Genomic DNA, 12,257 nt, shown 5'->3' with positions numbered 1-12,257 from the left:
TAGAGATTAGCCAGATCATTCAGACTGGTAGCCACGTATGGATGGTCATCCCCCAGCAGGCGTTTTCTCAACTCTAAGGCTTGTTGATACAAGGGTTCAGCTTCACTATACCTTCCCTGTGATGAGTAGAGTCCAGCCAGATTGTTGAGACTGGTTGCCACGTATGGATGGTCATCACCCAGCAGGCGTTTATATAACTCTAAGGCTTGCAGATACAAAGGTTCAGCTTCTGAATATCTTCCCTGTGATGAGTAGAGTCGAGCCAGATTGTTGAGACTGCTTGCTACATCGGGATAGTCATCCCCCAGCAGGCGTTTTCTCAAGTCTAAAGCTTGCTGAAACAAGGGTTCGGCTTTTCCATACCTTCCCTGTGATGAGTAGAGTAGAGCCAGATTGTTGAGACTGGTTGCCACGTATGGATGGTCATCCCCCAGCAGGCGTTTATATAACTCTAAGGCTTGTTGATACAAGGGTTCAGCTTCACTATACCTTCCCTGTGATTTGTAGAGTAGAGCCAGATTGTTGAGACTGGTTGCCACATCGGGATGGTCATCACCCAGGAGGCGTTTACTCAACTCTAAGGCTTGTTGATACAAAGGTTCGGCTTCACCATACCTTCCCTGTGATGAGTAGAGATTAGCCAGATGATTCAGACTGGTTGCCACATCGGGATGGTCATCACCCAACAAGCGTTTTCTCAACTCTAAGGCTTGCTCCAACAAAGGTTCAGCTTTATCATACCTTCCAAGTGATAAGTAGAGTCCTGCCAGATTGTTGAGACTGGTTGCCACATAGAGATTGTCATCACCCAACAAGCGTTTTCTCAACTCCAAGGCTTGTTCATACAAAGGTTCAGCTTTATCATACCTTCCCTGTAAATAGTAGAGTCCTGCCAGATTGTTTAGACTGCTTGTTACTTGGGGATGGTCATCACCCAACAAGCGTTTTCTCAACTCCAAGGCTTGCTCCAACAAAGGTTCAGCTTTATCATACCTTCCAAGTGATAAGTAGAGCAGAGCCAGATTGTTGAGACTGCTTGCCACAGATAGATGGTCATCTCCTAAACGCGCTCTCGTTACTGATAAACACTGCTTATACCAGGGTAAAGCCTGTTTGTAGAATCCTTGACCTTCATAAAATCGACCTAAACCAATAAAGGGGCAGATTAAATCTTCATCATTTAACCAATCCTGCTGAGTCGTTGCAGCTTCTGCTAGGTGCGGAATCATTGGGGTGGCGATGACAATATCATCTTTCGTTGGCGTCTCAGGAATCTGCTGTGCCGCCATGACCATTCCCTGGCAAAACCGTTGTTTCAGTTCTGATGCTTCAGTTAATTCCTCTAACTTCCCGTTCAAGAATTCCCGAATCAGTTGATGCAGTTGGTAACTCCCTTTATCAACCCGTTCCAATAAACTCCGATTCACCAATTCATCATCTCTAGCATCCTCTAACGCTTCTACATCTTCCTCTGTCCAACATTGTTCTACCCATTTCCAAGGAATGGGAGCCAACGCAAATACACTCAGCAAACAAGCCAACTTTTGAGCCTCTTGACTCAATTCAAGCCAACTCAACTCAAATGCAGCCTCGACTCCTAATTGTGCCGTCATGTCCCCATCTGGATTCCTTAGAGAACGGTGCTTTAACTCCAAACGTTGGCACATTTTCTCTAATGACAAATCCGGCTTACGCTGTAAATACCGCCCCACTAATTCCAATCCCAAGGGTAAATAGCCTAATTCTTGACATAGACGTTTTACCTGTTCCGGTTCCGCCTCTATCCGTTCTTGTCCAATCAATGACACGAACAAAGCAATCGCGGCTGCTTCTGTGAGTACATCCAGATGTATCCTTTGAAAAGATGCCCCTAACCTTTGCCGTCTGGTGGTGATTAATACTTTAAACCGGGATTCCGCAGGTGGGAGATAGGGTTTTATCTGTCCATAATTTCGCACATCATCAAAGATAAATAGAACATCCCCTGAACGCCAATGTCGCCAGCAATAAGCCACCTGTTCGGTTAACTCTAACCCATCGGGTAACTGTAAATCTAATTGAGTTCTGGCAAAACTGACAATCTGAGTTCCCACAACTCCATCCCCCGCCTGTATCCAGCACAAGCCACCGGGGTAGGTTCCCTGTTTCTGGTGGTGTAGAGCATATTGTAGAGCTAATTCAGTTTTACCTACCCCTCCCATCCCGGCTACGGCACAAATAGCGATGCGCTCGGTTTGCTGTAACCTTTGGTGTAGATTTTCCAGGACTTCCGAGCGTCCCACAAATTCAATCACACCACTATGCTTTAAATTATGGGGAGAAGACGCTAATTCAGTTTTCAGAGTCCCTGATTTGGGTTGTAGTGGTGTCAGACAACGAGTAAGATTAATCGGTGTCCCAGAATTGGTACAAATCGGGCGTTGGGGGAACTCTGAGTCAATTTGATTGAGAAGATCTACTAAAGTGTGATTTGTCACCCAGCGCTCTGACTTGGGTTCGAGAGCGTCTAGTAAAGCCGCAGTGAAAACACTATATTCACCATCAATTCCCTCATACGCCACCTCAAACTCTCGTGATGCGGCAATGAAACAGCGATCGCGTCCTTTCCCTCGCTCCCCTGGATCAGCTTCAGCAAAATTGAGAACCTCCCCACTGTAACAGCAATCCAGGATAATAATTTGCTGTCGCACTTCACTTGCAAGCAGCAATCGACGTAACCACTGGAGAGATAATCCCCAATTCCCCACCTCCGGATTCACATCACTGCTAGCTAAAAAGCCTTCCTGAATCCCCCGACTTTTCCGCAATCCATGCCCAGAAAAGTATAATATCGCTGTATCAGGAGCAGACCGACCCTCTGGCATAAACAATTGTGCGATCGCGTCTTCTAGCTGACTCAGTGTCACCTTGGTTTTTTGACCAACCCGAATCCGGTTATTCTGCTTATCCTTTATCCCTGGGAGTCGGGTTACTTTAAACTCACCATACTGTTCGAGTCGTTGAGCTACCGCTTCAGCATCTCCCCCTGGTGCTTGCAGGGGATTCAATCGCTCATACTTATTGATACCAATAACCAAAGCATCGCGACTCATCGCCAACCATCTTTATCTCAGTTATTCTGGAACGCTTGCCCCCTGTTCAATAGTAACCTCTGCCCGAACCTCTCCCTAGCCCTCTCCTACAAGGAGAGGGGAGCAAGAGTTCTGACTCCCCCTTCCCTGGGAGGGAAGGGGGTTGGGGGGTTAGGTTTTCCCTAATCATGACAAACTTTCGGCTCATCGTCTCGAACAGTTGTCGCACTCGAAAGTATGATAAACAATAACCAGTGCCACCCCATCAAATTATCATGCCTCAACTCATCCCCATTAAGCTCGACGATCAAACCATCATCTATATTGAAGCCACGGAAGACGTAAACATTCCTGCCATTACCACAGAAGTCCCCGAAGAGGAAGAGGAAGAAGAAGGTGCAGTTCGCAAAAACGCTCAAGTCGTCAAAGATCAAAAGCAAATGGTGCAGAATTTCAAGGCGATTCAAGGCACAATTCGAGCGTACACAATCTACACATTAAGTGCCTTTAAAAAAATGGCGATCGCGAACGTCAACAAAGTCACCCTAGAATTTGGAATCGAACTGGGTGGTGAAGCTGGCGTCCCTTATGTCACCAAAGGAACAGCTAAAAGCAACCTAAAGATTACCGTTGAATGTTCATTTCCTGACTCAACTGAACAGGACGCTAACATCAAATAAGTGTATGCGGATGACGGTTGGAATACAAACCCAATCAGATCAATCCGCCTTAATAAGAGATCCCCCCTAGCCCCCCTTAAAAAGGGGGGAATAATAAATGGAATCAAAGTCCCCCTTTTGAAGGGGGATTTAGGGGGATCTAAACTTTGAGCGCTAGTCATACAAAGTCTTAAGTTGACACGGATAGGCAATGCCGTGTCCCTACCATAAATGGCGTGTGTGCATAAGCTCTGTTTTTGTTTCGAGGGTGTTGGGTAACATGCGTCAACCCAACCTACAAAATCGACAGGAAACCCGCGCAGGCGGGTTTGGTTTGTGTAGTTGCGGTTTCAACCGCCCTCTTTTATTAAATCTGCCGTGTCCTTACTGTTTCTAAATCTAAATTGATGAATAAACCTTCTGTGCCATTTCCCTCAATAATCGGCGGTTGTTTTGATAGACTTCCAGATACAAATTCGCCGAATCACTTTCATCCATTTGCAGGCGATAAACCGTATCGCCACGATGGAACGAATTCTCTGGATCATCCTGCTTATGTTTCACTGTAATCGAATCTCCCGTGCGCTTTGATTGTCCCATATAATATTGACCTGAATCACCCACACAGATGGCAAAACGATAGTTATCAGTTTCCCCAGCCGTCATTAAACTAGTTCCTTGGGGACATTGATTGTACAGTCCAGTTGGCTCGAACTCAGCTAGCCGATAATAGGCTGTTTCTCCAGGGTTTCTAATATAACCCGTTTGTTGGAGAAACTTACGTAAATCACTAAAGAATGACTCCCGATCATTTCCCTGATAAGCTTGGCGAACACGCTGCCAACCATCTTCACTTTGACCGAGCATATATTTATCTGCTAAATAGGCAGCTAATGCTCCTCTACCTACTTCCGGATACTCACTTTCTGTATAACGCTGCCATAGCTGATAGGCATCATTGTAGATCAGTTGTGGATAGCTGCGCGTTACATCCACCATCTTGCCGTTGCGATACTGCCAAATTTGCAAGGGATAGGACGAACCGGCATAAGAGGCAAAGGCATAAGCAAAGCTATCGTCCCGCGTCCAAAATTCGGGGATCTTATCTTGATTTAAGTCTTTGAATTCATAACCAGCATTACCCCAAAACTGTTCTGTTGCTGTATAGGTATCTTGAGCCGCATCGTAGCGATAAATTAAAGAAACCCAACAGCAATGCGCTCCACCCGTATAGACATCTAAGATAACTTCGGGTTCGGTGTTAACATCTAAGTTGCGGACTTGTAAATCAGTAAATCGACAAATTGCCAAGTCTGTTGATAGTGATTGATTCAGGATAATTTTCCCATCGCGACTGATTTGCAATTGCGGGTTATCTAAACAAAATTCTTGGCTTTGATAGGAAAAGTCAGCCCGGACGTTTCCTGATTCGGCGGTTTGGGTTTCGGCTACAGCAGGAGTCGTGAATCCCATAGAGCCGATAGCGATAATAGCGAATAAAAATAGTTTATTCATTTTTGACGTTCTCCTCAATGTGTCATTAAAACAAGGGAACAGGGAACAAAAGGGATTGAGGGTTCAACAGTAAAGTCTGTCTAAGTCGAATAACACTGACTTTAGAGTTTGTAGTAAGCGCTTTAGCGCTGCTGGCACGCTTCGTGCCTACTACGAACCCAGTTTAAGTGAGTGTCATTCTGCCTAGGTCATGTTTTATTGAACCGTTATATCATTTCCTTGTTCCTTGCCTTGTGCCATCTGCCCCTCTGCCCCTCCGCCTTCTATCTCACCGTTCGCAGATTAGGATGTAGAGGGAGCATCTGTGCCAAGAGAGAGAGTCATGAATCAAACTGAACAAATTCTTTCCCAGTTACCGGGGGATGTCTTGGGAGGCTTGCGGAAGGCTGACCAATTCTGGCAAGCGTTGCGAGACGGTACCACGCCGATTCCCCAGGTGGTTAAGGAATCAATTGAACCTTTGGGAAGCATCGATTGGGATATCGTTATCTGTGGTGGTACCTTAGGGATTTTACTGGCTGCTGCGTTGCAAAAGCGCGGCTGGCGCGTCGCCCTATTGGAACGGGGAATTTTGCGGGGGAGGGATCAAGAGTGGAATATTTCCCGCCCTGAACTTGAGGTATTCCTGGAACTTGACCTGTTATCGCCTGAAGAATTAGAGGACGCGATCGCATCTGAGTATAACCCAGGTCGGGTTAGTTTTTTGGGTGGAGAGGATGTCTGGGTGCGGGATGTCCTGAATATTGGCGTTGACCCGGTTTTCCTCCTGGATACGCTCAAGTCCAAGTTTCTCGATGCTGGGGGTCAGCTTTTGGAAAAAACGGCATTTGAGGGGGCGGTGATTCATCCCGATGGGGTGCGCGTCGAGGCGGCGGGTGGGTTAAACACTCGGTTGCTGATTGATGCGATGGGCAACTTCTCTCCCATTGTTCAGCAAGTGCGACAGGGGGAAAAACCGGAAGGGGTTTGTCTAGTCGTGGGCAGTTGCGCTCAGGGTTTTACCGAGAATGATAAGGGGGATTTAATCTTCTCTTTTACACCCATTCAGAATCATTGTCAATACTTTTGGGAAGCGTTTCCCGCCAGGGATGGCAGAACCACCTATCTATTCAGCTATCTTGATGCTCATCCCCAACGTCCCAGTTTGGGGTTTTTTATGGAGGAATACCTACGGCTATTGCCCGACTATCAGGGGGTGGAACTATCCCAACTTGATTTTAAACGAGTGTTATTTGGCTTTTTCCCATCCTACAAAGAAAGCCCGATTAAAATGCCATGGAATCGAATTTTGCCCGTGGGTGATAGCAGTGGCGCTCAATCCCCTGTAAGTTTTGGCGGATTTGGTTCCATGGTGCGTCACCTCAAACGTTTGACAGAAGGCATCCAGGAAGCCCTGAGCTGTGACGTTTTGACTCAAGACGCCTTGACCCTACTGCAACCCTATCAGCCGAATATTGCCGTTACCTGGATGTTTCAACGGGCGATGAGTGTGGGAGTTGAGCAAAATCTACCCCCCAATCAAATCAATGAGTTACTGACTGGTGTTTTTCAAACAATGGCACAGTTGGGGGATGACGTACTGCGTCCTTTCCTGCAAGATGTAGTTCAGTTTTCTAGATTGTTCCAAACCTTGACACTCATTTCCCTAACTAAACCGGGACTGGTAATTCCCGTAATTCCCCAAGTTGGGTTAACAACGCTGTTAGATTGGATGGTGCATTACATTAATCTGGGTGTCTACAGTGGCTTATATCCATTAGGACAATTCATGAGCAAACCCGTAAATCGATTACCCCCAACTTCCCAATACTATTACCACCGTTGGCTGGATGCATGGCGCTATGGTTCTGGGGGGGATTATTAATCTGACTTGGCACAGGATGGTGGGGGAGATGAGGGAGGCTGTAGAGACGTAACATGCTACGTCTCTACAAAATTGATTGCTGGATCATTAGTCATTGGTTATTGAAAGGCGACTTCGGACTAAGGGCAAATGGCGAAGGACTAAGTAAGAAGGGACTATGAAAAGATGGAAGCGCCTGACTGGAGCTGGGCGCAAACTTAGCATCACCACCAAGTTTGCGTTAGCATTTATTGCGCTGCTGGTGTTAATTGGCATTGTGTCAATGACGGGCTTTGTCTCTCTGCGGCAAATGCGTAATGAGACAGAAGCGGTGCTTCTAACTAGTATTGAAGTTCAACGGCGCGGGTTTGAAATGGATGCGGCGTTACGCAATGCCCGTCGCGTGGAAATTGATTTTTTTTTACGGTGGCCCAGTATTAATTTTTCCAGTAGCAATCTGAATGAGTTTCGCGAAAAACACCGCCAAGAGATTGACAAAGTTATCGATATTAGTAGCGAACTGCAAGAGCTTCTGGCTCAGGTTCAGGGGGGGATATTTAAACGGCAGAGTAATCCGGATTTAGTCGAGTATGTGGAAATCGTCGAGCAATATTCTCGGAGTTTCCAGGAAACAGTGGGTTGGGTGAGTAATTTGGGGATTGATAATGTTGGCGTCATCGAGCAACTGGAACAAAATTTAAACCTATTGCGGAATCGACTGCAATTGGCAGAGGCTCAAGAGTTGATCGGACTTGTCGAGGAAATGCAGTCCTATGAAAAGGAATATTTATCTACTCGTGAGCCTGCCAAAATGGAGTTGCTGAATGAAACGGCGAAAAGGTTACGTGAGCAGATTAACGCAAGTGCTAAGTTTAATGCGACGGAACGGAGACAGGCATTAAGATATCTAGATGCTTATCAATTGGTTGCCCAAGAGATCGTTCAAATCGATAAAGAAATTCAGGATAAAATTCGCAATTTTGATCAACAGGCACAGGCACTAGCCGATAAATTAATCGACTTGGCAAAGGCGGAGACAGAGCGAGCTGGTTCTACCATTGATAGAACCAGTTATACGGCGACGATATTATTAGTTGCGGCTGTGTCGGTGGCATTAATTGCAGCGGTAATTATTGCCAAACAGTTTGCCTCGGCGTTAAAAACATTGGATCAAGAAACCGCAAAATCAGAACACCTACTGCTGAATGTTTTGCCAGAACCTATCGCCCATCGTTTGAAGCGAGAAGAGCGGACGATCGCGGATCATTTTAATGAGGTGACGGTACTCTTTGCCGATATTGTCGGGTTTACCGAGTTGGCGTCTCACACCTCACCGATTGAGTTGGTTGAGATTTTGAATGTGATTTTCTCAGAGTTTGACCAACTGGTTGAGGAACACCATTTAGAAAAGATTAAGACGATTGGTGATGCCTATATGGTGGTTGGGGGGCTACCGATGCCCATGCTCAATCACACGGAGGCGATCGCGGATATGGCGTTGGATATGCAACGGGTAATTGAGCAATTTTGTCAAGAAACCGGGAAGTCTTTTAGTATTCGCATTGGCATTCATACCGGACCCGTGATTGCGGGGATTATTGGGATTAAAAAGTTTATTTATGATTTGTGGGGAGATACGGTAAATATTGCCAGTCGCATGGAATCCCACGGGTTACCGGGGAGTATTCAGGTAACGGAAGACACGTATAAACGCCTCAAGCATCGCTATTATTTTGAAGATCGCGGTCCGATTCAAGTCAAAGGGAAGGGGCAGATGAATTGTTATTTGCTCACGGGAAGAAAACAGAATTCGCCAACAATTGAATATATTGAATTGTAAGGGAACAGGGTGTAGGTTGGGTTGACGCCAGGAAACCCAACCGAATTATAGGCTAATTAAGTCAGTGCCATTGCCCTTAGGTTCGTAGTCAGCACGAAGCGTAGCATAAGCACCAAATTTACGTAATTCTACGGTAGCGATCGCACCTGTTCATCTTGCTTAATCTTAATATCAGTAGAAATACGGAGTCTGAAACAGGGTGTCATGGTGAGATGCAGGCAAAGTCAACCACGTTGGGGAATTTGTGTCACAGCAGGAGTTGCGATCGCGTGGGTAGTATCCCATTGGACAACTCCTACCTTTGCCCAAGTTATTCCTGATTCTACTCTAGGAGTGGAACAGTCTGTGGTGACGCCGGATGTGATCATTCAGGGAATTCCCACCGATCAGATTGATGGGGGGGCGATTCGAGGGACAAATCTGTTCCACAGTTTCTCTGAGTTTAATGTGGGGGAGGGACAACGGGTTTATTTTGCCAATCCGACGGGAATTGATAATATTCTCAGCCGGGTTACGGGTAGGGATGTTTCGGATATTTTGGGAACCCTGGGGGTTAATGGTGGAGCAAACTTGTTTCTGATGAATCCCAATGGGATTGTTTTTGGTAAAAATGCCCAGTTGGATGTTCAGGGTGCATTTGTGGCGTCTACAGCACAGCGTTGGGTGTTTGAGAATGGCACAGAATTTAGTGCAACGAATCCCCAAGCACCGCCATTACTAACGATTAACCTGACACCGGGATTGCAATATGGGTCAAATCATCAAGGCGCGATCGCAAGTTCTGGTGGTTTAGCTGTCGGAGGGGATTTAATTCTAGCGGGTCGAAATCTTGACCTAGAGAATCAGGTACAAGCTGGGGGGGATTTGACTCTATTGGCGACGGATACGGTGAAAGTGCGCGACAGTATAACGAATCCGTTTATTGCTTCAGCGATGGGTCAACTGTTGGTGCAGGGGAATCAAACGGTCGATATTTTTGCCTTAAATCATCCCGATAGTGGGTTATTTTCCGGTGAGGATATGGTGCTGCGTTCTGTCAATACCGTTAGTGCGGATGCTCATTTCTGGAGTGGTGGGAATTTTCGCATTGAACAATTAGATAGCAGTTTAGGCAATTTGTCAAGTCCTGATGACCCAGTGATTCGCGCCAGTGGGGATGTGAGTTTTCAAGGCTACAGGGGAGGCTCACTGCACATATTAGCAGGGGGTCAAGTGGAGGTTGAAGGCGGTATTATCATCACGGGTGCAGACGCTATCAATGGTTTGAGTGAAAATGTGATCCTTTCTGATGGTACTTCAGTACCCATTAATGGTCAGACTCAACCAACGGTTGATATTAGATCTGGCACTACGGCTTTTGGTATCCCAGGAATTATAGGGAATGGTTCGTTTCAACCTGCACCACCTGAGACGAATACGTCTCCAACCCGTAGCGATATTCGGATTAGAGGTGGTATTGACATCAATGCTGAAGATGGCATTGTCTTATTAACCAATCAGTACCAACCTAATCCTTCATTATCTGGAGGAGTCATTAATGTGGGAGTAATTTTAACGAACGATACTGTGCAGTTTTCTGGTAACAGTGGTTCAGTATTTATTGACTCTAGAGGGGCGATTGAAGTCGGCAGGATTGATACGAGCAGCGGTTCTGGCAATGGTGGCTCAATCACTATTTTATCTGACCAAAGTATTACGTTTACCGGTGATGTTGACTCTTCGGTCAGGTCGGTTTCTGGTGTTGGTGGCGATATTCGTATTACGGCTCAAGATCAAGTTTCTCTCATAAACGCCAATACCTTGATCCGCAGCAATACGACTGGTCAGGGTAAGGGAGGTGATATTGACATTAATGCTAGGTCGCTTTCCCTCAGCAATGGGGCTGGAATCTTTACTGTAACTCAAAGTGAGGGCGAGGAGGCGGGTCAGGGAGGTAATCTCACAATTAATGCTACTGAATCTGTGGAATTAATCGGTGTAGGTCAACGGGAAAATAGCGATGATTATGTAGGTAGCAATTTGCAAGCCAGGACTTTGGGGGATGGTGATGCTGGAGATTTGACAGTAAACACAAGGCAATTAATTCTGCGAGATGGTGGGATACTATCAACAACTAATTGTGGAAACGGAGCAGTTAGTCGGTGTGGTACAGCGCAGTCAGGAACATTGAGAGTTAATGCGTCTGAATTTATAGAATTGTCTGGTACACCAGACATAGAAGATCCTCGTCTTAGTCCCAGTGGTTTTTATAGTCAGAGTTTGCTTGATGGGGATGGCGGAGATATATTCGTTGAAACAAGGCGATTGATTATCCGGGATGGGGCAGAGATTGCTGCGGCTACTGAAGATACCAGTAGTGGAGCGGGTGGAAATGTCACAATCAAAGCCTCCGATTCAGTGGAATTAATTGACACAAGACCTGATGGAACACCAGGAGGTTTGTTTACATTTTCTCGCGGTTCTGGAAATGCGGGAGAATTGAATATTGAAACAGGGCGATTGATTGTTCAAGATGGCGGATCAATATCAACAGGTACTGAACGTGAAGGTCAGGGAGGAAAGTTAATTATCAACGCCCTTGAGTCGGTGGAATTAATTGGAACATCAAGAGTTAGCGGGAATGGTAGCAAAGTACGGGCGATAACTGGCGGTTCTGGTAATGGTGGGGATTTGGTGATTAACACGAGGCGATTGCTGATACAAGATGGAGGATTACTATCATCTAGCACTTTTAGTTCAGGTCGAGCCGGGAATTTGAACGTGAATGCTACGGATTCAGTGGAAGTAATCGGTACTTCAGAGTCAGGTATTCAAAGTAGCGTGTCTTTTGATACGTCTGGTGAAGGTAATGCTGGAGATTTAACCATTACCACTGGACAGTTGCTGGTTCGGGATGGAGGACTGGTATCAGCAAAAACCACTGATCAAGGTCAAGCCGGAACGTTGGAGGTAAACGCTGATTCTGTGCAAGTTATTGGTACGTCGGCGAATGGGGAAAATTCAAGCAGCTTATTATTTGATTCTTCGGCTTCAGGAACGGGAGGAAATGCGGGAGAATTAACCATTGATACGAGTCGGTTAATTGTCAAAGATGGAGGATTGGTTTCAGCGACAACGGCGAATACCGGGGAAGCGGGAAAACTAGCTGTAAATGCGTCTGAATCGGTAGAAGTTATTGGTACAGCTTCTGATGGAATCACTCCTAGTCGTTTATTGTTTGATTCCTTAGCCACAGAAACCGGGGGAAATGCAGGAGAATTAACCATTGATACGAGTCGGTTAATTGTCAAAGATGGAGGATTGGTTTCAGCGACAACGGCGAATACCGG

The 12,257-nt window shown here is 46.1% G+C and carries 5 protein-coding genes and 1 pseudogene; 4 read left to right on the top strand and 2 right to left on the bottom strand.

Annotation, left to right across the window (positions count from 1 at the left end; translation table 11 throughout):
• Positions 1 to 3,092 (bottom strand): tetratricopeptide repeat protein (locus ACLGGO_RS33205; protein WP_446422515.1); only part of this gene is annotated, 3,092 nt, incomplete at its 3' end.
• A 254-nt stretch (positions 3,093 to 3,346) separates the two neighbouring features.
• On the opposite strand from ACLGGO_RS33205, the gene ACLGGO_RS33200 reads away from it, so the two are divergent.
• Positions 3,347 to 3,751, top strand: a complete 405-nt coding sequence (locus ACLGGO_RS33200; protein ID WP_446422514.1) for a CU044_2847 family protein — start codon at positions 3,347 to 3,349, stop codon at positions 3,749 to 3,751.
• A 378-nt stretch (positions 3,752 to 4,129) separates the two neighbouring features.
• Here ACLGGO_RS33200 and ACLGGO_RS33195 read toward each other — a convergent pair whose 3' ends face one another.
• A complete protein-coding gene (locus ACLGGO_RS33195) occupies positions 4,130 to 5,245 on the bottom strand; it encodes a hypothetical protein (protein ID WP_446422513.1) in 1,116 nt (371 codons plus the stop codon).
• 322 nt (positions 5,246 to 5,567) lie between these two features.
• Between ACLGGO_RS33195 and ACLGGO_RS33190 the strand changes: the two genes are divergently transcribed.
• The 3 genes and pseudogenes from ACLGGO_RS33190 to ACLGGO_RS33180 all read left to right on the top strand — a co-directional run.
• Positions 5,568 to 7,109: an FAD-dependent oxidoreductase gene (locus tag ACLGGO_RS33190; RefSeq protein ID WP_446422512.1), complete on the top strand. Its 1,542-nt coding sequence runs from the start codon at positions 5,568 to 5,570 to the stop codon at positions 7,107 to 7,109.
• A 1,141-nt stretch (positions 7,110 to 8,250) separates the two neighbouring features.
• Positions 8,251 to 8,928 (top strand): annotated as a pseudogene (locus tag ACLGGO_RS33185) (adenylate/guanylate cyclase domain-containing protein); the annotation flags it as partial.
• Positions 8,929 to 9,132: 204 nt separating this feature from the next.
• A partial coding sequence (locus tag ACLGGO_RS33180) for a two-partner secretion domain-containing protein (RefSeq protein WP_446422511.1) occupies positions 9,133 to 12,257 on the top strand: 3,125 nt, incomplete at its 3' end.

Origin of the sequence: Coleofasciculus sp., assembly GCF_046565525.1 — a bacterium.
Lineage (GTDB): Bacteria > Cyanobacteriota > Cyanobacteriia > Cyanobacteriales > Coleofasciculaceae > Coleofasciculus.
This window is presented reverse-complemented; position numbering and strand designations above follow the sequence as displayed.